A 24,211-nucleotide genomic window follows, 5' to 3' on the forward strand; every position below is an offset into this window, starting at 1 on the left:
GTTATTCGGTCCTCTCTTTGTCAACGCCGGCATTGACGGCTTCGCCCTGGCACTTCTGGGTCCGCAGCGATGCGCCGCAGATGGGGCAATAGCTGGCGAACAGGCCCACTGCCTTTGGCTTACCCCTTCCGGTCTCGACCTGCCGCGTTTCAACTGGCCAAGGCCGGCCAATGCGGTTGTCGTCCAGACTGAAGTAGCTGGCGATCTTCGTGTTGTGCTCGCCCAGCTTGCCGTTCACTTCGTCGTAGCATCTGCAGCTCATGCCAGCGCCCCCGAAGCCTTGCCCTCGAACCAAACCAGCGTCTTGCAGCCGATGTGACGCTTCATGACGAAAGGCAGGGCGTCACCGCGTTTGTCGATGTAGCGCAGGGCGCGCTGGATCGCGTCGAAGCCTTGCTGGCTGTCCTCCTGGGCAGTGGTGGAGGTGTCGTAATAGGTCGCGTCCTCGATGTGGACCTCCTTCGCGTAAATCTCGATATCGGCGCGCACGGTGGCGTCCGCGATCTCCATTGCCTGGGTAACCAGGGAATCAGCGAACAGGATCTGCGCAACCTCGGCGGCGCTTGCTGCTGCGATCATCAGGGTTTTTTTCATGGTCAGACCGCCGCGAGGTCGAGGGGGATGGCTTGGTACTTGCCGTCAGCATCGCGCTTGTAGATGCGCACATAGCTCTTGGAGCCGATGACCTGCACGGCTTCGCCAATTGCCTGCATAGCCCGTTGCCAGCGCTCATCAGTGATTGCCAGCCGGCGCAAACCCAGGACTTGGGCAGTACGGATGTTGCCGGCCTTATCGACGGCGAAGGCATCGTTGATGATGGCCTTCAGCTCATCCCTAGCGCCCTCTACCCATTCCGTCAGGCATTCGTCGATGAGGCTCTTGGCCGCTTGGAGACGTTCATCAAAGCGGATGGCCTCCTGAATCGCCCTGATAACCTGGTACTCGCCATCGAATGAGCGCAGGGTCACATTGCCCTTAATGCCGCCGACTCGGGCGCGGTACTGTTCCATGCTCAGATCAACGAAGGCGTCGATATCGCCGAAGGTTCCCTTCTTGAAGTCAGCCAAGAGGCGATGCAAGCCGATTGCCTTGTTTACGATCTCCATCACAAGGCGGTCGCGTTCTTGATCGATGGGAAGAATCAATTCTTCCGACACCAATCGACCCTGCGGGTCCTTTCGATAGCCTTCCGGCACCGTGTCATTCATTTGGGGTTTCCTTGTGTTGGCTCGGCGCGGGCTTGCGGATGTAGCCAGGGCCGAAGAATTCTTCGAAGTGATGCTGCAGGGACTGGGCGAGTCGGCCGCCCAGGAAGGGCGGTAGCTCCTCGTCGTCCAGGTCGGCCGGGCTATCCCGCATTGGCTTCGCTCTCCACTTCCCATTCCAGAAGGCAGCCGTGAAACGGGGTGGTGAACACCGTCCTGGTCACGCCATCGGTGGTTTGCCGGCGACGCATGGCGCCCTGGATGAAAGAAGCACCGTCCGGCCGTTCAATGACGATGGTCGCCCTGCGTTCGGTAATGACCATCTGACGCGGCGTGCAGGCGCTCAGGCCAAGGTGATACATGGCGATGGCCAACTCGCCCAAGTGGCTCTTGAACGGGTCCAGTGCTGGGTTGGGTGACTGATTCATTCCAGTTCCTTTGCTGTGATGGCGCGGATTGCCTGAATCAGGCGAGCGCCGGCCGCGTGGCTGATACCGCGCAGGGCTTGCTCAAGGCGTATGCCTCGCGGCAAACGCACCCGAGCGTGTTCCAGGATTTCCGACAAACCGTCATGGACGGTTGCAGCATCGATCCCGGCCTCTTCCAACAACCGGGCGATCCGGGCCCGCTGCGGGGCGGTAGTGGTGGCAACCATTGAGGCGGTGCCATTGCGAGGCGGGGCCGAGCGCATGGCGATATCCATCAATTCCCTGACAGTCAGCTCGTCAACGGGAGTGCCTTTGGCAGCAATTGCCTCAACGGCTATGCACTTCTGCTGCACAGACGCCGTTGCCAGATTGCTGATAACGCGGGCGGCGGTGAGCATGTCGGCGGTGATCAGTTGGACGCTCATTCCACGCCCCCCAGTTCACGCCATGCCGCGCGCACATCGTCATGGCTCAGCGGGCGCTGCTCGGCTGCTGCGAACATGCTCGCCAGACGCAGGACCTTAGTAATGCCGCGCAGGGCTCCCGGCTTGCTTGCGATATCCAGGAGCAAGGCGCGCGTCTTCGCATCGCGGACTGCCCAACCGTCGATGAGAGCTGCAACGTCTTCCTGGGTCGATCTCGTCAGTCGGACCTTCTTGCCGATCCGCGAGAACAGGCGGTCCAGATAGGCAGCGCGGTTGCCGCCAGTCATGCGCGTGTAAACCTGCTCGTTACCGACGAAAGCCACGCCGATACCGGTTTCGTCGTGGATGCCGCGCACCTGATCCAGGGCGGCTTCGGCCAAGTGCTGGGCCTCATCGATGACGAGAAGGCCCCCTGTGTTGGCCAGCTTCTTGCAGATCGCTTTGTGCAGCTTGTTCGCGCCACCGGAGACGGACAGGCCCAGCGCATCGGCGATGACTTCCAGCGCGGTAACTACGTTGGCGCTGGCGCGCGTCATCGTTGCGTGGAAAACGTTCGGCGCGGTCAGTTTGTAGCGCTTGATGGACTCGGATTTGCCCACCCCTGCGCTGCCGTAGATGACTGCCATGTCGCCGGCAATCTGGGCGTAACGCAGCGCACTGATGACGCGGGCGCTGGTGGGCGTTTCGACAAAGCTGGGGGCAGTGGGCATGGCAGCGGCTTGGGCGCGGGCGGCTTGCGTCGTCTCAGCCCATCGCAGCAGCTTCGATTCGATAGCGGCGTTGTCCCCGCCATAGCTTGCGTTGAGATACTGGCTCAACGTCGTGCTGCTGATTCCCGTCTCAGTAGCAACCTTCGCTTGGGAGAGACGTTTGTCACTCTCGATCAGCGAGCGGACCAGGGCGCGCACATCAATGGCGGCTTCGGCCTCGGCGGCGGTGGGAAGGGTTGCGGTGTTGGCGGCGGTGTTGTCGAGCATGGTGGTGCTTCCCCTTTGAATCGGTGTATTGGCGGCGGTGGTTTGGTTCATGGGTCGATTTCTGGCGGCTCCCAGCCGCTTTCCTTCAGCTGTCTGGCCTGCTGGGCTTCAAGGAAGCTCGACAGGCTGCTTTGGAGACGGTTGTCATCCGTGCCGGTGCGTTGCAGTGCATCCCGCTGCGGATCTGGCGTGCGCTGGAAGTGGCCTTGCACCACGGTTGAGTCAGGGGCTGCGGCCGGTTCAGATGGCGGTGTTGATTTCGCCGCCTGGTACAGCGCTGCGCGTTCCAAGGCATCCATACGGACTTCGTTGTCTGCGGCTTCCTTGTTGGCCTTTGCACGGCGGCGCCGGAACTTGCTCCACTCGCGGCCACTCTGCGTGTCGCCGAAGGCGGCACGCGGAATGTGGTCAGCTGCGAACAGGTAGCGACCGTCCAGGCTGTACACGTGGACGCCGGCATGCAGGTTGTCCGGGTCGTAGTGCACGGCAACTTTCCGGCCTGCGTACTGGGGCAGGTGCTCGCACCAGTAAGCGTTCTTGCCCCAGGGGCCGCGACCGGCTTCGATTCGCAGCTCCCCGCTGTTGTGATCTGCCCGGATTACTTCGCGGGCCATCAACAGCAGGCGGCGCTGCACATCGGCAAGCACGCGCGGCGGGCGTTGCTGCATTCCAGCTTCCCAAGCCTGGTCGAAGCTCAGCACGTTGCGGCAGGCCTGCGTCCGTCGCATCGTCTTCGCATTGAAGCGTGCAACCTCTTCGGCGATCACCTCGCGCAGCAGTGCCACGTCGATAGCGGTGGCTTTACTGAAGCCTCCTGCAGCGACGATGCGCGGGTTTGTTGCCACGAGTTCATGCAGACCGCCCACGCCGAAGGCGCGTTCGATGGGCTTTGCACCGGGATTGCCGCTTTGCTTGTCCGGATTGGTGAAGTGCGGCTCCATGCCCAGCATGAGCAGCAGACCCAGGCCGTCTTCTGGATCAGACTTGAAACGATGTCGGCCCTTGGCACCGGCTGTCATCAGCTTGTTGGCGGCAACGCGGGTGTTGTCCATCCATACGTGCGTTGGCGCACAAACGCCCGTCAGGTCGTAGGTAGCTAGGCGAAAGACGTCGGTGTTCTCGGTCTTCGCCAAGCGCCAGGCAACCAGCTTGCGGCTGTGAATGTCCTGCCAAACCCACGCGGTGGCCGTGTTGATGATTTCGCCGTCTTCAAACTTCACCCACAACCGGTCGAACTTCAGGCCATCGCCATTGACCGCTTCGCCAACGGCGAATGCCAGAGCGTCGCGCGGCTGGGTCGGCAGCAGGCGCGCAGCGGCCACGGTGCCTTCGCGCAGCACGATCTGCTTCACGCGGCTCACCTCGGCATTGAAGCGGCGCTCCATGGTCCGGGCGCTGGGCAGCGCCCAGCCCTGTGCGGCGGCCATGTCCTTTGTTTGTTGGTAGGTGTTCGCGTGCGTGGGCTTGGCGCGGGTCAGGTAGTGGCCCTTGTACCAATCCCAGGCCTGCGGATCGCACTCAGCCACGTTGTTGCTGCCGGCGTAGCCGGGCAGGAGCAATGCAGCCCAGTCGGAACGGGGGGCGCCTGCTGTGGCCGCCGCCCAGCGGGAGAGGCTGGCGACGCTGCTGCCGGGAACGTTGTCGCGCTGCAGAGCAGCAGCTACGTCCTGGCGCGCAACCATCAGTGGCTGACCTTGGTCGACCAGCTTGGCGACGGCGTCCAGTGCCGCAGCCATGCGATTGGCGCGGGCCTGCAGCAGTTCGGTTGCAGCTTCCCAGCGCTTCCAGGCACTGGCGATCTGATCGGCACCTTGGACCTTCCCGGTGCTCTTTCTGGGCGCTGCCGGGGCAGCTGGAGCGGTTCGCAACAGGATGGCGGCTTGAACCTCTGTCGGCAGGCTGGCGAGGGGGTAATAGCGCTTTTCACCACCTCGCCCGGTGCGTGTGGAGAAGGACCAGTTCTCCTTGCTGGCGCGCCTTTCAACCGAACGCTTTGCGACGTTCAAGGCTGTGGCGATCAGCGACAGGTCGAAGGCTTCAGGTGTGCGGCATCCATCAGCCATTAGCGGTGGCTCCGGTGCATGCGCTGGATACGCTCCAGCTGTTTGATTTCGGCCAGGGCATCGGCCGCTTCGCGTTTGCGGCGACCGATTTCGGCATCAATGGCTTCAACGCCGGGCAGGAATCGCCCGCCGCGAACGCCTGCCAGCCAATCGGTCAGCAACGTACTGCCGCAAACGCTTTCCAGCGGCGCAACCAGATAGAACGGCAGGTTGAACTTGTCGCGCGACTCGGCCGTATAGCCGTCCAACATGCTTTTGGACACTTCTTTACCCACCAGGCGCGAAACCTGACCGGCCACATAGAAACGGTCCTGCTTGGGGTCGTGACCTTGAGCGCCAGTCAGCAGGTGGCCGGTGAGGGTGGCCACCTGTGTACGGAAATCCATCGCCCCTGCGTCCGTACGCCAGGGCTGCGGAATTTGGGCGAACAGGTCCCCGGTGAGGGCGTCGGGGCGCACACGGCGACTCATCCGACACCCCCACCAACTGCCGCGCGCAGCCCGCTGGCGGAGGTTCCAGTGACAGGTGTCCGTCGGGACCTGCCACTGGCCGCAAGGCGGTGGACCAGCTGCTGCGTTGCCGGGGTTTTCGCGCGCATGGACGCGGGGCACTGGCCCGTCACTGGGGCACTGCCGGCTGATCCCCGCCCATTTACCTGGGCCAGGCTGTAGATATCGGCGGTGTTCATCGAGCCACCGCCGTTTGTGGATTGCGAGCTGCGCGCAGCCTGCTAGGCTTTAACCCAGCAGGAATAAGGGCAGGTTGGCCAGGCTTACCCCGGTTGGGTTTGCCGTCCGAGTCGTATCGGCTGGGCCAGATTTCCATAGCGCTGATGCCCAGCGCTTCGGCAATGATGGCTTCAGCCGTGGGATACGGCTTATGCAGGGCTTTGGCCAGGCTGTTCGAATTTCTATAGCCGTTGAGCAGGCTCAACTGGCGCAAGGAGATGCCCTTCATGCGCAGTTGAGCCCCTACCTCGGCAGGGTGCCAGTCGTCTTGACTGGTTTTTTTTGTGGGCTGTTTTGCCGTCACGTTGGATGGGTTCCGTTGGCGGTGTCTACAGCGCAGATACTACGCACGTTTGTACGTGCGTCAAGCTATTTCGTGCGTCGCACTTCCGAGAATCGACGCACAAACATGCGGAGCGCATTAAGTGGATATAAATCAATTGGTTAGCGGAAGTGCGACGTGCATGGCGGTTGTCGCACTTCATGTCGCGCTTTCTTCCGCTGAAGTGCGACGCGCATGACCACGTCCATTGGGCAGCGAATAACGCACATACGTGCATCAGAGTCCCAGCGGCAGTTTGCCGAAGCCCTCGGCGTACCGTTGCGGACCTATCAGAACTACGAACAAGACAAGCGTGAGCCCGACCTGCGCACCCTGTCGGCTCTGCATGGGCGTGGCTGGAACCTCAACTGGGTGCTCATGGGCGAAGGCCCTGAACAGCTGGGAGCCTTGCAGCACAAGGGCTCCGGGGGCGATGCGCCCCAGTCTCACAATCTGAATCAGGAGCGCCTTACTCTCGCGCTGCAGCTCGTTGAAGACGCCTTGGCGGCTAAAAACGCACTCCTGCCAACGCCCAAGAGGGCCGAGGCGGCGATGCTTGTCTACGAGCTGCTGGGAAGCGGCCTGCCGGAAGCCGATGTAATCCCATTTGCCCGGCGTGCCGTGGGTTTAGCAGAAGGAGGGGCTATAGATGCCAACAGGGGGACAGCGGCAGTTGGTCGCTAAATTGGCGTTGCTGATGAGCGAGGCGGTGCCTGATGCATCGCGCGACGCGAGTAACGGTGGTGGCGAAGTGCTGTGCAGGCCTTTGAATCAAGGTGTTAGGGCGCGCGCCCTGCGAGAGATCAGCCGTATTTCGATGCGATACGGTTGGTGGGCGGCGGTAGAAGTGGCCCTGGATCGGGCTCACGTACCGTCACTGCGCCATTTGGAAACGGCGCAGCTGGAGGTCTTGGCCGAGCACCTGCAGAGCCTGGTCGAGAACGCGATGGTGGCCTGCGACCTTCCGGACGATTTACCCGCCAGGTAAAGGGGCTTAAAACGGCCATTGAACGGCCATCCGCTTGGGTGGCCGTTTTGCATTTTGGCTGTCGATAAATGCGGGAATGGTGGTTATTTCTCAAACCACCGATGATGACCAGGGCGGAGCGCGAAAACTGTCAAACCCTTGGGAGGACGGGCCATTTCATCCCATTTCGTCCCGTTTTTCCCGCTTTGTCTCTCTTATCAATCTAGATGACTGCCCACAGGGTAGAGCCGAGCCATGCTCGGCTGGGGACTCACCGGTAAAGCCTCTGCCGAGCATGGCTCGGCACTACCTTTGCATCCTCTCCTTTGTTCCGCAAAAAGGGAGGAAGCAAGGCTTCGCTCAGCGCAGCAGGCGGCCGGCGTCCAGCAGGATCATCGGCTGTTGGCCGACGCGGGCGATGCCACGGAACAGTTCGTTGGATATCTGGCAGATGCGCGCGGTGTCCGGCGGCTCGATCTGCGAATCGTTGAGGTTGGCGACGTCTTCCACCGCCGATACGCGCAGGCCCAGGGTTTCGCCGTTCTCTTCCAGTACGACGATGCGGGTCTGCGAGTCTTCCGGTGCGCTGTGCACGTCGAGATGGCGGCACAGGTCCATCACCGGGACGACCTGGCCACGCAGGTTCATGATGCCGAGCATTGCCGGGCCGGTGCCGCGTAGCGCCAGCAGCGGTACCGGCAGGACTACTTCCTGCACCTTCAATAGCTCCAGTGCGTAGGTCTGTTGGCCGCAGCGCAGGCGCAGCCAGCGCGAGCTTCGCTCGGCGGCACGGCGCTGCTGCGGGCCGTCGGCCGGACGCCGTGCCTGCGCCTGCAGTTCCTGCCAGGTGCTGGGGCGCGCGTCTGCTGGCGGCTCAGGCAGGGTGCGTACATTCGACGTGCTGCGCGGTGGTGCAACCGGGCTCGCCGGCAAACCTGCCGCAGTTTCAAACGCAGCCTGAAGATTGGCGCTGTCGCTATGGGCGAGCTTGCGACTTTCGGCTGGACCGGTCTCGTAGATCACTTCGTCCGGCAGATCATCCCAGGTTGGTGGGCGGCCGGCATTGGCGGCACTGGTGGCTGCCATCGCGTCGTCGAACGCGGCCTGCAAGGCGGCGGTGTCGCCGGGCGCAATGGCGGCCGGAACAGGAGTAGGGGCGGCCGCGGGCTTGGCCTGTGCCTCGGCCAGCGCGGCTTCGAACACCGCTTCAAGTTCGGCGCTGTCGCCCGGCACTTCGATGGCAGGCGGTCTGGCAGGCGCGGCAGGTGCAGCAGGTGCTGCGACCACCGGTGTGGGTACCGCTTCCAGCAGCAGCTCGCCAAGGTAGTCGTCGAGTACGTCGTTGCTCATGCGGCGCGCTCCAGCTGCGCGGCCTCGCTGAGCAGCAGCCAATCCAGCGCGTGACGGTAAGCGGCCATGCCGCGCCCCGGATAATCGTCGCCAAGCACCGGCACAGTCAGTGCGGCGGGATTGCAGATGCGGGTGTCCACTGGAATCGCGTCTTCCCAGACGCGTTCACCGTGACGTTCCTGCATCAGTTTCAAGGTCTCGTTGCCGGCGCGGGTGCGGCGGTCGAACAGGGTCGGTAGCACCGAGATCGGTAGCGCGCGTTTGCGCGAGCGCTCGACCATTTCGCCGGTGCGGACCATGCCGTCCAAACCGTGCAGGGCCAGCGGTTCGGCCTGGGTTGGGATGATAAGGCGGTCGGCCGCAGCCAATGCATTGATCATCAGCAGGCCGAGTGTCGGCGCGCAGTCGAGCAGGATGTAGTCGTGCTGTTCGCCGTGGCGAGCCAGGGCATGCTGCAGGGCAAGGCCCAGACCGGGCTGGTTGGCACTGCGCCGTTCCAGGGTTGCCAGCGAGGCTTGGGCGCACAGGTAATCCAGCCCGGGAATATCGCTGTGGCGGGCCAGCGCGGCGATCTCATGCGGTGGGGCGGCGAACAGCTCCTGCACGCCCTGTGGTACCGGCTCAACCGGTACGCCGAAGGCGCGGGTCAAGGAGGAATGGGGGTCCAGGTCGATCAGCAGCACCTTGTGCCCGCGAGCGGCCAGGCCGCGACCCAGCGACAACGTGGTGGTGGTTTTGCCGACGCCGCCTTTTTGATTGGCTATGGCCCAGATGCGCATCATTGGACTCCTTCTATGACCGCCGGTACCGCGCTGCGAATGACGCCTGCGGCAGAGGTGCCGCCGTTGCCGTCGTCGTCGCTGGTACTGGCTGTGGTGTTACCGGAAGCAGGCAGATCGGCTGCCGCTGCCGAGTCGGCGAGGATGATCACCATCACCCGCCGGTTGCGGTTGCGCCCTTCGGGCGCATCGTTGCTTTCGCGTGGACGGAACTGGCCGTAACCCACCATCGCCAGGCGCTGTGGCTGCACGCCATGATCGGCGAACAGGTGCACCACGCTGGCTGCGCGCGCCGCCGACAGTTCCCAGTTGGACGGGAACTGCGCGGTAGCGATCGGCAGGTTGTCGGTATGGCCTTCCACGCGCACGCCGTTGGGTGCGTCCAGCAATACATCGGCCAGTGTGCCGAGCGTGGTGCGAGCGCTGGCGTCCAGCGCTGCCGAACCAGTGGTGAACAGAATGTCGCTGTTGATCTCGACCTCGATCCACAGCTCGGTGCGGCGCACGGTGATGACGCCCTGCTTGACCAGCGGAGCCAGCGTTTGGCTGAGGCGATCAGCAATCTGGTTGAGCTGGCGCTCGGCGCGCTGCAGCTGTTCCTGATTGTGTGCCGAGACCGGCATGCGCATATGTGATGCCATCGATGGCAACTGGGTTGGGTCTGCCAGCGCGCCGCCGGTCATGCTCGGCGCACTGATCACCGAGGGCGAGTCATATCCGCCGCCCTGCAACTGCTTGTTACCCACCTGCACCTGGCTGATGGTGCGCGGGGCGCCGCCAAATGCCGTGGTCAAGGCATCGGCCATGACCCGGTACTTGCCTTCGTTCAAGGAGGAGATCGCGTACATGACCACGAAGAAGGCGAGCAGCAGCGTCATCAGGTCGGCATAGGGAATGGCCCATGCTTCATGGTTGGCGTGCTCTTCGTGGTGCTTGCGACGGGCCATGGTTCAGTTCACGAAGCCGGCCAGGCTGTTTTCGATATTGCGCGGGTTCTCGCCCTGGGCAATGGCGATCAAGCCTTCGATGATCATTTCGCGCTCGCGGCAGCTGCTGGCGATCACGCCCTTGAGCTTGGCCGACACCGGCAGGAACAGCAGGTTGGCCGAGGCGATGCCGTAGATGGTGGCGGTGAATGCAGCGGCGATGCCGTGGCCGAGCTTGCTCGGGTCGGCAAGGTTTTTCATCACCGCGATCAGGCCGAGCACGGCGCCGATGATGCCCAAGGTGGGGGCATAGATGCCCATGCCCTCGAACACCTTGGTCGCGGCCAGGTCCTGTTGCTCCTGGCTGCCGAGTTCGATTTCCAGCATGTGGCGGATGGTGTCCGGCTCGACGCCGTCGACCACCAGCTGCAGGCCTTTGCGGATGAACGGGTCGTCCTGCATTTCAACCTGTGGCTCAAGGCCGAGCAGGCCTTGGCGGCGGGCGATATTGCTCCAGTCGACGATCTGCTGGACCAGCGCGCGGCGGTCGCTGGCCGGCGGGCGAATTACCCAGCGCACGATCTTGAACGCGTGTTTGAACACGGCCGGCGAAGTGTGCAGCAGGATTGCCGCCAGGGTGCCGACAATGACGATTACGAAGGCAGCAGGTGACCACAGCGAGGACAGGCCAGCGCCTTTGAGGATGCTGCCACCCACCAGGGAGGCGAGGGCGAGGAATAGTCCAATGATGCTGAGTCGGTCCATGGTGCGTATATCGGCCTCGTTGTAGCGGTCTTGAATCGGCGAGCGGCGTTGCTTCTTTTAGCCCCTCTCCCGCGCGCGGGAGAGGGGTTGGGGTGAGGGCGCTTTTGCTTTAAGAGCTAAAAGCAAAAAGCTCCCCTCACCCGCCCTGACTTCGCAGGGCACCCTCTCCCGCAGGCGGGAGAGGGGATGGTCGGGATCGCGAGTGCGGAAGGTTTCGCGCGGTTGCTGGCTTTAGTCGTGGCCTCCACGCAACCCATCCACATCCAGAATCAGTGCCATACGTCCATCACCAATCAAAGTGGCGCCGGCATAGCCGTTCAGGCCGCGCAGGGCACGCGGTAGCGGCTTGATCACCACTTCCTCGCGGCCACGAACCTGGTCCACCACCAGGCCGAAACGGGCTTCGCCCATCTGCAGCACGACGATGGTCAACAAGGTCGATGGCGCCGGGGTAACTCCCAGCCATTGGCGCAGATCAAGCAAGGCCAAGGTGTGCGACTTGCGATCCAGCACGGCCCGGCCGTCAAACCAGCCCAGCGAGGTGGCCGGTGCGTGCAGCACTTCCATCACCCGTGCCAAGGGCAGGGCGTAGACGTCTTCGCCGGCCTGTACCAGCAGAGTCGGCAGGATCGCCAGGGTCAGTGGTACGCGGATCAGGAAGCGGCTGCCACGGCCCAGTTCGGATTGGATCTGGATCTGGCCACTGAGTTCGCGGATGCGTGACTGCACCACGTCCATGCCGACGCCACGGCCGGAGATGTCGGTGACTTCCTGCTTGGTCGAAAAACCGGGCAGGAACACCAGGTGCAGGCACTCCTCGCTGGTCAGGCGGGCGGCCGCTTCCGGATCGAGCAAACCCTTGTCGCGGGCCTTGGCACGCAGGCGCTCCGGGTCGATGCCGGCGCCGTCGTCCTGCACTTCGATGCTGACGTAGTCGCCTTCTTGCTGTGCGGACAGGCGTACGCGGCCCATCCGCGGTTTGCCTTGGGCTTCGCGCAGGTCTGGCGATTCGACGCCATGGTCGATGGCGTTGCGGACCAGATGCACCAGCGGATCCGCCAGTGCTTCGACCAGGTTGCGGTCCAGTTCGGTATCGGCGCCGATCAACTCCAGGTCGACTTCCTTCTGCAGTGAGCGGGCAACATCGCGGGCAACCTTCGGGAAGCGCGAGAACACCTTGCCGACGGGCTGCATGCGGGTACGCATCACCGCTGATTGCAGGCGTGCGGTGGCGATATCCAGGGTGGAGACTGCGCGGTCAAGTTCTTCGTCCTTGAGGCGCATGCGCAAAGTTTTGAGCCGGTTACGGGCCAGTACCAGTTCGCCGATCAGATTGACGATGGCATCCAGTCGCTTGGTGTCCACGCGCACGGTGTGCTCGGGCTCGGCGGCTTTTGCGGCAGCTGGTTTGGCTGCGCCTGCGGCAGGGCGCGCGGGTGCGACGGGTGCTGGGGCCGGCTTGGGCTTGGGCGCAGCAGGAACGGCCTGCACGGCGACAGCGCCAGGTGCGGCGCCGCCGTGCAGCTTGTCCAGCAGTGCTTCGAATTCGTCTTCGTCGATCAGGTCGTCGCCGGGCTTTGCCGCAGCGATCGGCTGGGCACCGGGGGTGCCGCTGCCGTGCAGTTCGTTGAGCAGGGCTTCGAACTCGTCTTCGCTGATCAGGTCGCTGTCAGCCGCAGGTGCAGCGACCGCTTGCACGACTGCGACCACTGGTGCGGCGCCAACATCGAACTGTGCGATCAGCGCAGCAGGTGCGTGCTCCGGTTCGGTGCCTGATGACACTGCGTCGAGCATGGCCTGCAGCCAGTCCAGCGATTGCTGGGCGGCGTCGAAATGGTGCGCCAGCAGGTCGGCTTTGCCGGCGCGGGCCATGCCGAGGGTTTCCTCTGCGGCGTGGCACAGTTCCACCATTGGGTGGATCGCCAGAAAACCGGCACCGCCTTTGAGGGTGTGGAAGCCGCGGAATACGGCGTTCAGCTGCTCGCTGTCTTGCGGTGCCTGTTCCAGCGTCACCAGCTGTTCGCCGAGGCGATCCAGGATCTCCTGCGCTTCGAGGATGAAGTCGGCGGCGATGTCGTCGGCAAAAGCACTCATGACTTACAGCCCCAGGTCCGAGAGCAGATCGTCTGCGTCCACCTGCGACACGGCATGGCGGTCCAGGCCATTGACGGCCGGCCCAGCCAAGCCCTGGTTGCGTGCTTCTTCTTCCGGCGGCGGCAGACCAAGCGCACCGAAACCTTCATGCACCCGACGGACGATGCCGACTACGCGGCGGATGATCTGCCCGGTCAGGTCCTGGTAGCTCTGGGTCAGGGCGACTTCGGTGAGGTTGTGGCGAATGCGTTCAAGGATTTCACCCTGTTCGGCATTCAGCCCGTCCGCACGCAGGCGTTCGGTCAGCGCGCGGCATTCCTCGGCCAGATCGAGCGTGCGATGGGTGGCCTGCTCGGTCATCTGTACCACATGGTCAAGGCGCGCGCAGGCATCATCCAGCTCGCCAGCTTCGCTGGGTACGCTGGGCAGTTCGCCCAGTGCCTGGCCCAGTTCGCGGGCAAGCCGGCCCAGGCCGGACATCATCGGCTGTGCGCGCAAGGCGGCCAGCGCGTCGATTTCCCGGCGCCAACCAGCTTCGTCGCCACTTTCCAATGCTGCCAGTGCGTCCTGCAGGCGCTGCACCAGGGCCGATTTGTCGCTCAATGCTTCGCCGAGCTGGTTCATCAGGCGCTCGCTGCCAGGCGTTCGAAAATCTTGCCGAGTTTCTCTTCCAGCGTCTGCGCGGTGAACGGCTTGATGATGTAGCCGTTCACGCCGCTCTGCGCGGCCTCGATGATCTGCTCGCGCTTGGCTTCGGCGGTGACCATCAGAACGGGCAGGGTCTTGAGCTTGGCGTCGTTGCGGATCGCCTTGAGCAGCTCGATACCGGTCATCACCGGCATGTTCCAGTCGGTGACGACGAAATCGAACGGCTGGCTCTGCAGCAGTGACAGCGCGGCATGCCCGTCCTCGGCTTCGGCGGTGTTGGTGAAGCCCAGATCGCCGAGCAGGTTCTTGACGATGCGGCGCATCGTCGAGAAGTCGTCAACAATCAGGATGCGCATGTTCTTGTTCAAAAGGCTTTCCTCTTCATGGTTCTTCGAGGCCGGCGTCAGCCGCCTCGAAAATCTTCAGTCGGCCACGCAGACGCAGTGTGGCCTGGCCGTGGATCTGACAGACGCGGGATTCGCTTACGCCCAATACCGCGCCAATTTCTTTCAGGTTCAATTCCTGCTCGTAGTACAGCGACAGCACAAGCTGCTCGCGCTCGGGCAGTTGGCCGATGGCCTTGCCCAGCTCGGCGCCGAACTGGCTGCGCTCCAGCACCTGCTGCGGGTTGGGGCCGCCGGTGGTCGGGGTGTCCAGCTCGCCCTGGTCTTCGATCCGCGATTCCAGGCTAAGTACCTGGCCACGTGAAGCGTCTTCGACCAGGCGCATGTATTCGGGCAGCGGCAGCTCCATCGCTTCGGCCACTTCGCTGGCGCTGGCCGAACGGCCGGTGCTTTGTTCGAGGCGACGGATGGTGGCGGCGGCATCGCGGGCGCGGCGGTGTACCGAGCGCGGTACCCAGTCGCCGCGACGGATTTCGTCGATCATCGAGCCGCGGATGCGGATCGATGCATAGGTTTCGAACGAGGCGCCCTGTTCGGCGTCATAGCTGCGCGAGGCCTCGATAAGCCCCATCATGCCGGCCTGGATCAGATCATCGACCTCGACGCTTGCGGGCAAGCGCGCGGCCAGATGGTGGGCGATGCGGCGGACCAGATCGGCGTGGCGGGCGATGCAGTCATTGGCCGCGCTGCGCTGGACTTCACGGTATTGAGCGGCTGCATTGTTCATGCCTTCACCTTCTGCTGGATGATGCGTTCCAGGAAGAACTCAACGCCGCCGCGCGGGGCGGTTGGGGCTTGCCAGCGCGCGGTGCGACGGGCGATTTCGTTGATCGCCAGCGAGGCTGGCGCGGAAGGATAGAGCTTGACCACCGGCTGCTGGCGCTGCACCGAAAGGCGCAGCCAGTCGTCCTGCGGCACGCAGCCCAGGTAGTTCAGCGAGACATCGATCAGGAACTTCTCGCAGACCCGCACCAGCTTTTCGTACAGGGCGCGGCCTTCGTTCGGGTCGCGGACCATGTTGGCGACGACCTGGATGCGGTCCACGCCGCGCTCGCGCGAGAGCACCTTGATCAGCGCGTAGGCGTCGGTGATCGAGGCCGGCTCGTCGCAGACCACCACCACGGTGTCCTGGGCGGCCTGGCAGAAGGTCAGCACGCTGTCGGTGATGCCGGCAGCGGTGTCGATGATCATCACATCGAGCTCGCGCTCGAGCTCGGAGAACACGTTGACCAGGCCGACGTGCTCTGCCGGCTGCAGCTCGGCCATGTGCCGGCGGCCGGAGGCGGCGGGCACGACCAGCACGCCGTTCGGGCCTTCGATGATCACTTCTTCCAGCGTGGCGCGCCCGGCGACCAGGTCGGCCAGGGTGTGCTTGGGCTGCAGGCCCAGCACCACGTCGATATTGGCCAGGCCCAGGTCGGCATCGAGCAGCAGGGTACGTTTGCCCATGCCTGCCAGTGCCACGGCCAGGTTGGCCGAGACATTGGTTTTACCTACACCGCCCTTGCCGCCAGTGACCGCGATGGTGCGTACCGGGCCGGCTGGTTCGTGCCGGGTTGCCGACAGTGGGAAGGTGTTGGTCAGCTTGGCGTACTCACGCGACTGCATTGTTCAACTCCGTGTTGCAGGGCATATCGGCCGCGCGGCGCAAATCTTCAAGGCGAAGTACGAGATTTGCGGCAGAGGCCCGATAAAGGTCTTCCGGAACGTCCTGGCCGTCGGTCACCCAGGTGATCGGCAGTCGGTGATCGACTGCCACCGACAGGGCCGAACCGAAGCGGCCGGTCTCGTCCAGCTTTGTCAGCACCACGCCCTGCGGGTTGGCGGCGCTGAAGCGGCGCACCACTTCGTCCATGTCCTGGAAGGCGGTATTGGCCGGCAGCACCAGCAGGGTGCGGATCTGGCCGGCGGCGCGCAGCCACTGCAGCTGGGCGGTGAGGGCGCGGTCGCGCTGGCCCAGACCGGCGGTGTCGATCAGCACCAGCTTGTAGTCGGCCAGCTTCTGCAGCAGCTGGTTGAGGTCGGTGCCGCTATTGGCCTCGTGCACGGCGATGCCGAGCTGGCGGCCGAAGCCGTACAGCTGCTCGCGGGCGCCGATGCGCTGGGTATCGGTGGTGACCAGGGCCACGTCGCGGGCGGCGTGGGCTTCGGCGAAGCGCGAGGCCAGCTTGGCGATGGTGGTGGTCTTGCCAGCACCGGTGGGGCCGACCAGAGCGATCACGCCGCCGGTTTCCATCGGGTCGACGGGGGCGATCGGCAGCTTCTTGGAAATCAGCCCCAGCATCAGACCGCGGGCGCGGCTGGGGTCGATGTCGGCCGGAATCTGGGTGGCGACGTCGCGGGCCAGGCCAGCGTCGAAGCCGTATTCGTCCATCAGGTCCAGCGCATTGGCGCGCACCGCGCTGCCGCGCAGGCGTTCATCGGTGAAGCGGTTCATCTCGCGCTCGATCAGATGACGCATGCCGGCTACTTCCTGACGCAGCTGGCTGAGCTGTTCGTCGTCGCGGGCGATGATCACCGGGGCGCTGGTCACTGCGCTCACCGGGGAGCTGGCCGCAACGGCCGCAGTTTCGGTGGTTTCAACAGCGCGGGTGACCGGCGCTTCCGCTGGCTGCGGGCTAGCGACGGCGGCGATGGCTGCTACCGCAGCGACCGGGGCTGCGATTGCCTCGATTGCGGGCGCGACTGCGACGGGTGCCACGGCGACCGGAACAGGGTTGAACACCGGTGCGACAGGAATCGCGGGGATGGCTGCGGCAATGGTCGGCTGCAGCAGCTCCGGCTCCGGCATCGGCGGATCGATGACAAAGCGTGCACGCGCGATCGGAGCAGGCGGCTCGATGGTGACGGCGGCGATGGCGTCGGCAAAGCTGGCCTGCTGGGTGACCGCGGGTGCGGCGGCCAGCGGAGCGACCGCAGCGGCGCTGCCGGCCGGACGGAAAGCCGGCACCACCGGCAGTTCGTCGGCACTGGCCGGCTGGGTGGCGAAGAACGTCTGCGAGACCGGTGCGCGCGGAGCAACCGGTTCGACTTCGGCGGACTTGAGCAGGCCGGCGAAGCGGCTGCCCGGTGCCAGCTCGATGCTGTTGTCGATGGAGCGACCGGTGGCGCCAACCGCCGAACGTGCCAGGGCGGCGACGGCCGAGGTGGTGGCGGTGACTGGTTCTGGTTCCGGTGCCTTGCGGCGGGTCATCGCGGCCATGATGGCTTCGGCGGCGCTGCGCGGCTTGGCCGGGGCCGGCGGTGCCGGGCGGCTGGCTTCCAGCGCCTGCTTAACTGCGGTCTCGTCGTAGTGCGCGGCCGCCACGATCTCCACACCTTCCTCGATCCGGCGGTTGGACAGGATCACGGCATCGGGGCCGTGTTCCTTGCGCACGAGGTTCATGGCGGTGCGCATGTCAGCGGCGACGAAACGTTTGATCTTCATGCTTTGGTACCGGGAGTGAGGCTGCGGCGAAGGAGTGGCGTTGGCGATGTCGAACATGGCGTGGCGGGCTCCTTCTTGCGGAATGGGTGCGGTGCAGCAGGTGTCTGGTTTCCGTCACCGGCATTGCTGACGGTGTCGGTTTTCGGGCTGCCTCAGCTGATCGTGCCGACCAGCTTCAGGCGTTTGTCTTCCGGCACTTCGCTGTAGGCCAGGACCGACAGCGAGGGAACGCTGTGGCGGACCAGGCGCGCCAGCGCGGCGCGGACCGGGGCCGGTACCAGCACTACAGCTGGCTCGTTGCGGGCCTCCTGCTTGCCGACGCAGTCGGCAAGGCTTTGATGGAGGCGTTCGGCGAGACCAGGTTCCAGTGCGGCGCCATTGCCTTGTGTTGACTCCTGCAAGACGCGTTCCAATTGCGGGTTGAGGGTGAACACCGGCAGCTCCGGCGAGGAGCCGGCGATTTCCTGCACGATGAAGCGGCCCAGCGCTCCGCGTACCGAGGCCGTAAGCGCGGCGGGGTCCTGGGTGACCGGTGCGGCTTCGACCAGCGCTTCGGCGATCTTGCGCAGCTGGCGGATCGGAATGCGCTCGATCAGCAGGTTCTGCAGCACGCGGGCCACGGTGGACAGCGGCAGCGCCTTGGGCGAGAGGTCTTCGGCCAGCTTGGGTGCGCTCTTGGCCAGGGTCGCCAGCAGCTGCTGGACTTCTTCATGGCCGAGCAGTTCCGGTGCGTGCTCGCGGATCAGGTGCGACAGATGGGTGGCGACCACGGTGGCGGGATCGACCACGGTGTAACCCAGTGACTCGGCATGGGCGCGCTGATGCGGTTGGATCCAGGTGGCGTCCAGGCCGAACGCCGGATCTTTGCCGGCAATGCCTTCCAGCGTGCCCATGGCGCTACCCGGGTCCAACGCCAGTTCGCGATCCGGATGGATGTCGGCGGTGCTGACCGGCACCCCGTGGATCAGCAGGCGATAGTGCGTGGCCGGCAGTTCCAGGTTGTCGCGGATATGCACCGGTGGGATCAGGAAGCCCAGGTCCTGGGTGAGCTTGCGGCGCACGCCCTTGATGCGTGTCATCAACTCGCCGCCCTGGGCCTTGTCGACCAGCGGAATCAGCCGGTAGCCGACTTCCAGGCCCAGCGGATCGACCGGGCGCAACTCGTCCCAGGTCAATTCAGCGGTGGGGGCGGGTTGCGGCTGGCCGAGGGCGTTCAAGCCACCTTCGTTGGCGCTGGTGTCGTTGGCGGAGGTCTTGGCGGCAGCGCTGGTCTCGCGCTTCCACAGTTTCCAGGCGATGAAGCCAAGGATCGCGGCCAGGCTGAGGAAGGCCAGGTTCGGCATGCCTGGTACCAGACCGACCAGACCGATGATGCCGGCGGTGATGGCCAGCGCGCGGTACTGGCCGAACACCTGGCCCATCATCGCTTCGCTCATGTCCTGCGAGCGCGAGGCGCGGGTGACCAGCATGGCCACGGCGCTGGAGACCAGCAGAGCAGGCAGCTGTGCCACCAGGCCGTCACCGATCGACAACAGCGTGTAAGTGGCCGCGGCGTCGCCGAAGGCCATGTCGTGCTGCAGCACGCCCACAGCCAAGCCGCCGAGCATGTTGATGAAGAGAATCAGGATGCCGGCAATGGCGTCGCCACGGATGAACTTGCTGGCACCGTCCATTGCGCCGTAGAAGTCAGCTTCCTCGCGGACTTCCTCGCGGCGCAGCTTGGCTTCCTCACGCGTCAGCAAACCGGCATTGAGGTCGGCGTCGATGGCCATCTGCTTGCCGGGCATGGCGTCCAGGATGAAGCGCGCGGTCACTTCCGACACGCGCCCGGCACCCTTGGTGATGACCACGAAGTTGATGATGGTCAGGATCGCGAACACCACGATGCCGACCGCGTAGTTGCCGCCGATGACGAATTCACCGAACGCGGCAATCACCTTGCCGGCGGCCTCATGGCCGTCCTGGCCATTGAGCAGGATCACGCGGGTGGAGGCCACGTTCAGTGCCAACCGCAGCATGGTGGTGACCAGCAGCACGATCGGGAAGATCGTGAAGTCCAGCGGCCGCTTCACGTACACCACGGCCAGCAGCACCAGCATGGAGATGGCGATGTTGAGGGTGAACAGGGCATCCAGCACTGGTGCGGCCAAGGGCACGACCACCATTGCCAGCAAGGCCAGCACGATCAGTGGCGCGCCCAGCCCATGACGCAACATGTCCAGTACGCGGCGGGCGGACAGGCCTGAGGTCTGGCTGCTCATCGGGTTGCTCCCTTGCCGAACTCATCAATATCGATGGATGCCATCTGCGGCATTGGACCGGTGCGCCATTGGCGCAGCTGGTAGACGTAGGACAGGACCAGGGCGACAGCCGAATACAGTCTCACGGGGATTTCCTTGCCGAGTTGGCTTTCCCGATACAAGGCCCGTGCCAAAGGCGGCGACGAGACGATGGCGACCTTGTTGCCGTCGGCTACCTGGCGGATGCGCAGGGCCAGTTCATCGACGCCGCGGGCGACCACGGTGGGGGCGTTCATGCGCCCACTTTCGTACTTGAGGGCGACTGCGTAGTGGGTCGGGTTGACCAGCACCACGTCGGCGGTGGGCACTGCTTCCATCATCCGGCGTTGTGACAGCTGCATCTGCATCTGCCGGATGCGGCCCTTGACCTCAGGGCTGCCCTCGCTTTCCTTCATCTCGCGGCGCAGCTCTTCGCGGGTCATCTTCAGCTTCCGCAGCCAGTTCCATTTCTGGTACGGCGCATCGATGGCAGCGAGCAGGGCCATGGCTCCGGCCGTGGCCAGCAGCAATTTGAGGGTGAAAGCCAGTCCGCGACCGATGGCGGCTTCCAGCGGCAGATGCAGCAGGCCGCGCAGGGCATCGGCGCCGTGCCAGATGCACAGGCCGGCGGCGGTGCCGACGAAGGCCACGCGCAGCATCGACTTGACCAGTTCGGCCAAGGCCTCGGGACCGACCAAACGCTTGATCCCGGTCAGCGGGTTCATCCGCTTCAGATCCGGGGTCATCGCCTTGCTGGAAAAACCAAGCCCGCCCATCATCACCGGCGCGATCATGCCGGCGGCCAGGCAAATCAGCAGCAAGGGGCTGAAGGCCAGCATCAGCTTGAGCAGCATCCAACCGGCGTGGCCGAACAAAGCGTTGGGGGTATCCAACAGGCCGACCTCTGGCGACAGCGCGGCCTTCATCCATTGCTTGGCTGAACTGCCCATCGAGCCGCCCATGGCGTACAGCGCCAATACCGCGGCGACGAACACCGCGGCGGTCGCCAGCTCGCGTGAGCGCGGAATATTGCCTTGCTCGCGGGCTTCGCGCAGGCGTTTTTCGGTGGGGAGTTCGGTTTTTTCCCCGGCCTGTTCGTTCTCGGACATTGCTCGGCATGGAAGAAGGGTTCTTCCATGGCCGTGCAAAAATCATTCCAGAACGGGGTTTTGGTAGTGCCGAGCCATGCTCGGCAAGGGTATTACAAGCAATCCAAAGGTAGTGCCGAGCCATGCTCGGCAGGGGCTTTCCCGGTAAAGCTTCTGCCGAGCATGGCTCGGCACTACAGGTTTGGGTTTATCGGTAATGCCTCTGCCGAGCATGGCTCGGCACTACGGCGTTACTCCGGGCTGGGCTGGAACGAGGCCAGTCGTGCTTCCAGTGCTGCATGCTGGGCGTCGCCGCCATGCAGACGCATGAAGTTTTCCGCGCTGACCGGGCGGCCCAGCAGGTAGCCCTGCAGATGGTCGCAACCCAGCCGCTCCACGTAGGAGCGTTGTCCCTGGGTCTCGATGCCTTCAGCGACGATCTCCATGTTGAGCGCGTGACCAAGCGCGACGATGGCCGAGACGATCACCACGTCCTCGTCGCTTTCCTCCAGCGCCAGCACAAAGGCGCGGTCGATCTTGATCTCGGTGGCGGGCAGGCGCTTCAGGTGCAGCAGGCTGGACACGCCGATGCCGAAATCGTCAATCGATATGCCAACGCCCAGTGCAGCGACGCTGCGCAGTACTGAAATGGCGTTGTCGGTGTCACGCATCACTGCGCCTTCGCTGATCTCCAGTATCAGTCGTGAGGGTTCAAGATCGTTGCGTTCCAACGCGTTACGTACATCCTCAATCAGTTTGGGCGAGCCAAGCTGGCGACCCGACAGGTTGACCGCAACCCGCCACTCGCTATTGCCGGCATCCTGCCAGCAACGCATTTGTCGGCAGGCTTCGTCCAATACCCAGTTGCCGATCACGTCCATCAGGCCGCTCTGCTCGGTAAGCCGGATGATGCGCTCGGCCGGTACATAACCGTGCTCGGGATGGCGCCAGCGGATCAGCGCCTCGGCACCGCTGATGCGGCCGCTGTCGGCGTGCACCCGCGGTTGGTAATGCAGCGACAGCTGCGGCGTGCCCAAGGCCTTGCGCAGGTCTTCCAGCAGGCGCCGGTCCTGCTCGACGTTGTCGTTCATCCAGTCGGCGAACACTGCGTGCGTGTTGCGTCCGGACTGCCGGGCATAGGCCATGGCGGTCTCGGCCATGGCGATCAGTTGCGCGGCGGTGGTAGTGCCGCCCTGCGGAGATTGCGCGATACCAAGGCTGGCGGTGATCCGCAGTTCGCGCCCGCTAACCCGCACCGAGTTGACCGCCAGAATGATGCGGTCTGCCAGCGAATCGAGTTCTTCGCTCTGCCTGAGCTGACAGGCGATCACGAACTGATCGCCACCAAGGCGGCCGACCAGGTCGTCGGCTGGCAGCAGCTGGCGCAGGCGCTCGCCGATATCGACCAGGGCGGCATCGCCGGTCTGCGATCCGAATGCGCCATTGATATGGCGGAAGCCATCCAGGTCGATGGACATCACCGCGAATGGCTGGGCGCCCTGCAGCAGCTGTTCGATACGCTCATACGAAAGCTGGCGGTTTGGCAGGCGGGTCAGCGAGTCGTGCTGGCTGGCATGGAACAACTCCTTGCGGGCATCGTCCAGCGAGGCCGACAGCATGGAATTGCGCAGATGCAGCAAGCGCGCCTGCATGCGCTGCTCGAACAGGGAAATGGTCAGGACCACTCCCATTACGCCAACGGTTAGTAGCACCACACACGCAGCCAGCCATTCGGTAGGAACGCCGCCTGTGGTGGCCGCCGTGCAGACGGAGTTGGCCGGGAAGCGTGCCGCCGCCATGCCGGTGTAGTGCATGCCGACGATGGCAAGGCCCATCACCGCGGCGGCGATCAATCGCGGCGGCAGGGCGTGTTCGACGGTGCGCAGACGGAAGGCGATATACAGCGCACTCCACGAGGCGCCAACCGCAATCACGATCGAAAGCACAAACCAGACCCGGTCATAGTCGATTTCCGGGTTCATCTTCAGCGCTGCCATACCGACGTAGTGCATCCAGGCAATGCCCAGACCCATCAGCAATGCGCCCAGTGCCAGGCGCAGGTGCGGCAGGGTTGGCCGCGAGACCAGCCATAGCGCGAAAATCGAGGCGGCGACCGCCACCAGCAGCGATTCCACGGTCAGCCACAGGTCGTAGCCCAGCGGGATTGGCAGGCGAAAAGCCAGCATGCCGACAAAGTGCATCGACCATATGCCTGCACCCATCGCGACACCACCGGCAACAAGCCAGCGGGCAGCGGCGCGACGTGGTTGCGAAGCGGATACCCGCGAGGCCATATCCAAGGCCGTGAACGAGGCCAGGATAGCCACCAGGATCGACAGCACGACAAACAACGGGTTGTAGCTGCCAACGAGCATCAAACCTCTCCCTAAGGCTGTCGCACCGCGGTTGCGGAAGCGAGATGTCGTACTTGGTTCCGCATTCCCCTGCGGTCCGTGCTGTACCCGGACTATCCACCGGTATAGGGGAACCGGCAAGAGGGCCTTCAGGCAATGTCAAATCCAAAAACGAGAGCTGTGTAGGGCGTCACATTGTTACTTGCCGCGCCGTATCAAAGGCGGTGTCGAACAGGCGCTGTATCGGCGGCCCCATTTCCCCTGCCAGCAGGGTGAGCAGGGACAGGCCCAGCAGCAGTGCAACCGGCAGGCCCAACTGCATGGGATTGAGCGCTGGCGCCGCACGGGCAAGGACGCCGAAGGCCAGGTTGATTGCCAGCATCGCCACCACCAGTGGCAGTGCCAGTGACAGTGCGCCACGGAAGATCTGCAGAGCCAGGGTCGGTACCAAGGCTGCGACCGCGTGGGGATCGGGCAGGGCGGTGCCGATCGGCAGTGCCTTGTAACTGTCCACCAGTAGCGAGATCAGTGCCAGGTGGCCGTTGCTGGTGAAGAACAGCAGGCCGAACACCAGGTAGAACCATTGCCCGATCACGCCGGAGCTGCCGCCGCGCATCGGGTCGGCCATCTGCGCGAAGGCCAGGCCGGTGCTCTGCGCGATCATTTCACCGGCCATGGCGCCGGCTTCGAAGATCAGCCGCAGCAGGAAGCCGATGCTGACCCCCACCGCCACTTCGCGAAGGATGCTCAGAACGGTCATCGAGTCAAAGCCGTTGAAGACAGGCACCGCTGGCAGGACCGGTGACAGCGCCACCGACAGGGCGACCGCCAGCAGTGCGCGCACCCGCGCCGGCACCGCGCGGGTACCGACCATCGGCATGGCCATCAGCATCGCGCCGATACGCAGCATGATCCACAGGGTATTGCCGATGATGGCAAAGGCCTGCTGGCCGTCGATGACTGTCTGGGTGACCGAATCCAT

General features: G+C 64.3%; 26 protein-coding genes. 2 read left to right on the top strand and 24 right to left on the bottom strand.

Annotated elements, in window-relative coordinates; translation table 11 throughout:
• Position 1 precedes the first annotated feature (1 nt).
• The 10 genes from ACVOLZ_RS00335 to ACVOLZ_RS00380 all read right to left on the bottom strand — a co-directional run bounded on the left by ACVOLZ_RS00335 (position 2) and on the right by ACVOLZ_RS00380 (position 6,130).
• Positions 2 to 262: a hypothetical protein gene (locus tag ACVOLZ_RS00335; protein ID WP_481514633.1), complete on the bottom strand. Its 261-nt coding sequence runs from the start codon at positions 260 to 262 to the stop codon at positions 2 to 4.
• Positions 259 to 594: a hypothetical protein gene (locus ACVOLZ_RS00340; protein ID WP_481514634.1), complete on the bottom strand. Its 336-nt coding sequence runs from the start codon at positions 592 to 594 to the stop codon at positions 259 to 261. Before ACVOLZ_RS00340 ends, ACVOLZ_RS00335 begins: the two co-directional genes overlap by 4 nt.
• A 2-nt stretch (positions 595 to 596) precedes the next feature.
• Complete coding sequence (locus ACVOLZ_RS00345) at positions 597 to 1,208, bottom strand: DUF3164 family protein (protein WP_481514635.1); 612 nt, start codon at positions 1,206 to 1,208, stop codon at positions 597 to 599.
• Positions 1,201 to 1,359: a hypothetical protein gene (locus ACVOLZ_RS00350; protein ID WP_481514636.1), complete on the bottom strand. Its 159-nt coding sequence runs from the start codon at positions 1,357 to 1,359 to the stop codon at positions 1,201 to 1,203. The genes ACVOLZ_RS00345 and ACVOLZ_RS00350 overlap by 8 nt, the downstream gene beginning before the upstream one ends.
• Complete coding sequence (locus ACVOLZ_RS00355) at positions 1,349 to 1,633, bottom strand: hypothetical protein (protein WP_481514637.1); 285 nt, start codon at positions 1,631 to 1,633, stop codon at positions 1,349 to 1,351. The genes ACVOLZ_RS00350 and ACVOLZ_RS00355 overlap by 11 nt, the downstream gene beginning before the upstream one ends.
• Positions 1,630 to 2,058, bottom strand: coding sequence for a hypothetical protein (locus ACVOLZ_RS00360; protein WP_481514638.1), 429 nt, complete (start codon positions 2,056 to 2,058; stop codon positions 1,630 to 1,632). The genes ACVOLZ_RS00355 and ACVOLZ_RS00360 overlap by 4 nt, the downstream gene beginning before the upstream one ends.
• Complete coding sequence (locus ACVOLZ_RS00365; protein ID WP_481514639.1) at positions 2,055 to 3,035, bottom strand: AAA family ATPase; 981 nt, start codon at positions 3,033 to 3,035, stop codon at positions 2,055 to 2,057. The genes ACVOLZ_RS00360 and ACVOLZ_RS00365 overlap by 4 nt, the downstream gene beginning before the upstream one ends.
• Positions 3,036 to 3,082: 47 nt before the next feature.
• Entirely contained in the window at positions 3,083 to 5,098 is a 2,016-nt protein-coding gene (locus ACVOLZ_RS00370; RefSeq protein ID WP_481514640.1) for a transposase domain-containing protein, read from the bottom strand.
• Positions 5,098 to 5,484 (bottom strand): hypothetical protein, encoded by a 387-nt coding sequence (locus ACVOLZ_RS00375; RefSeq protein WP_481514641.1) that lies wholly within the window; start codon positions 5,482 to 5,484, stop codon positions 5,098 to 5,100. The genes ACVOLZ_RS00370 and ACVOLZ_RS00375 overlap by 1 nt, the downstream gene beginning before the upstream one ends.
• Before the next feature lie 298 nt (positions 5,485 to 5,782).
• On the bottom strand, positions 5,783 to 6,130 hold the full coding sequence (locus ACVOLZ_RS00380) for a helix-turn-helix domain-containing protein (RefSeq protein ID WP_481514642.1): 348 nt from the start codon (positions 6,128 to 6,130) through the stop codon (positions 5,783 to 5,785).
• Between the two features lie 213 nt (positions 6,131 to 6,343).
• On the opposite strand from ACVOLZ_RS00380, the gene ACVOLZ_RS00385 reads away from it, so the two are divergent.
• Both ACVOLZ_RS00385 and ACVOLZ_RS00390 read left to right on the top strand, forming a co-directional pair.
• A complete protein-coding gene (locus ACVOLZ_RS00385) occupies positions 6,344 to 6,832 on the top strand; it encodes a helix-turn-helix domain-containing protein (protein WP_481514643.1) in 489 nt (162 codons plus the stop codon).
• Complete coding sequence (locus ACVOLZ_RS00390) at positions 6,822 to 7,136, top strand: hypothetical protein (protein WP_481514644.1); 315 nt, start codon at positions 6,822 to 6,824, stop codon at positions 7,134 to 7,136. Before ACVOLZ_RS00385 ends, ACVOLZ_RS00390 begins: the two co-directional genes overlap by 11 nt.
• Positions 7,137 to 7,475: 339 nt before the next feature.
• On the opposite strand, the gene ACVOLZ_RS00395 is transcribed toward ACVOLZ_RS00390, so the two are convergent.
• The 14 genes from ACVOLZ_RS00395 to fliR all read right to left on the bottom strand — a co-directional run bounded on the left by ACVOLZ_RS00395 (position 7,476) and on the right by fliR (position 24,211).
• Positions 7,476 to 8,465, bottom strand: coding sequence for a chemotaxis protein CheW (locus ACVOLZ_RS00395; protein WP_481514645.1), 990 nt, complete (start codon positions 8,463 to 8,465; stop codon positions 7,476 to 7,478).
• Positions 8,462 to 9,244 (bottom strand): ParA family protein, encoded by a 783-nt coding sequence (locus ACVOLZ_RS00400; RefSeq protein ID WP_481514646.1) that lies wholly within the window; start codon positions 9,242 to 9,244, stop codon positions 8,462 to 8,464. The genes ACVOLZ_RS00395 and ACVOLZ_RS00400 overlap by 4 nt, the downstream gene beginning before the upstream one ends.
• Positions 9,244 to 10,191, bottom strand: coding sequence for a flagellar motor protein MotD (gene motD, locus ACVOLZ_RS00405; RefSeq protein WP_481514647.1), 948 nt, complete (start codon positions 10,189 to 10,191; stop codon positions 9,244 to 9,246). The genes ACVOLZ_RS00400 and motD overlap by 1 nt, the downstream gene beginning before the upstream one ends.
• Before the next feature lie 3 nt (positions 10,192 to 10,194).
• Complete coding sequence (locus ACVOLZ_RS00410) at positions 10,195 to 10,935, bottom strand: flagellar motor protein (RefSeq protein WP_057628677.1); 741 nt, start codon at positions 10,933 to 10,935, stop codon at positions 10,195 to 10,197.
• Positions 10,936 to 11,166: 231 nt separating this feature from the next.
• Positions 11,167 to 13,029, bottom strand: coding sequence for a chemotaxis protein CheA (locus ACVOLZ_RS00415; RefSeq protein ID WP_481514648.1), 1,863 nt, complete (start codon positions 13,027 to 13,029; stop codon positions 11,167 to 11,169).
• 3 nt (positions 13,030 to 13,032) lie between these two features.
• Complete coding sequence (locus ACVOLZ_RS00420; protein ID WP_481514649.1) at positions 13,033 to 13,653, bottom strand: protein phosphatase CheZ; 621 nt, start codon at positions 13,651 to 13,653, stop codon at positions 13,033 to 13,035.
• Positions 13,653 to 14,045: a chemotaxis response regulator CheY gene (cheY, locus tag ACVOLZ_RS00425; RefSeq protein ID WP_303749801.1), complete on the bottom strand. Its 393-nt coding sequence runs from the start codon at positions 14,043 to 14,045 to the stop codon at positions 13,653 to 13,655. Before cheY ends, ACVOLZ_RS00420 begins: the two co-directional genes overlap by 1 nt.
• A 13-nt stretch (positions 14,046 to 14,058) precedes the next feature.
• Entirely contained in the window at positions 14,059 to 14,808 is a 750-nt protein-coding gene (locus ACVOLZ_RS00430) for an RNA polymerase sigma factor FliA (protein ID WP_481514650.1), read from the bottom strand.
• The gene (locus ACVOLZ_RS00435) at positions 14,805 to 15,689 is read right to left on the bottom strand and encodes a MinD/ParA family ATP-binding protein (RefSeq protein WP_282271271.1); all 885 of its coding nucleotides are present in this window, start codon (positions 15,687 to 15,689) and stop codon (positions 14,805 to 14,807) included. Before ACVOLZ_RS00435 ends, ACVOLZ_RS00430 begins: the two co-directional genes overlap by 4 nt.
• Positions 15,676 to 17,508, bottom strand: a complete 1,833-nt coding sequence (gene flhF / locus ACVOLZ_RS00440; protein ID WP_481514651.1) for a flagellar biosynthesis GTPase FlhF — start codon at positions 17,506 to 17,508, stop codon at positions 15,676 to 15,678. The genes ACVOLZ_RS00435 and flhF overlap by 14 nt, the downstream gene beginning before the upstream one ends.
• 152 nt (positions 17,509 to 17,660) lie before the next feature.
• A complete protein-coding gene (gene flhA, locus ACVOLZ_RS00445) occupies positions 17,661 to 19,769 on the bottom strand; it encodes a flagellar biosynthesis protein FlhA (protein WP_481514652.1) in 2,109 nt (702 codons plus the stop codon).
• Positions 19,766 to 20,896, bottom strand: coding sequence for a flagellar biosynthesis protein FlhB (flhB, locus tag ACVOLZ_RS00450; RefSeq protein WP_481514653.1), 1,131 nt, complete (start codon positions 20,894 to 20,896; stop codon positions 19,766 to 19,768). The genes flhA and flhB overlap by 4 nt, the downstream gene beginning before the upstream one ends.
• A 230-nt stretch (positions 20,897 to 21,126) precedes the next feature.
• Positions 21,127 to 23,250: a putative bifunctional diguanylate cyclase/phosphodiesterase gene (locus ACVOLZ_RS00455; RefSeq protein WP_481514654.1), complete on the bottom strand. Its 2,124-nt coding sequence runs from the start codon at positions 23,248 to 23,250 to the stop codon at positions 21,127 to 21,129.
• A gap of 169 nt (positions 23,251 to 23,419) precedes the next feature.
• Positions 23,420 to 24,211: a flagellar biosynthetic protein FliR gene (gene fliR / locus ACVOLZ_RS00460; protein ID WP_481514655.1), complete on the bottom strand. Its 792-nt coding sequence runs from the start codon at positions 24,209 to 24,211 to the stop codon at positions 23,420 to 23,422.

This window comes from Stenotrophomonas sp. STEN020, assembly GCF_056760195.1.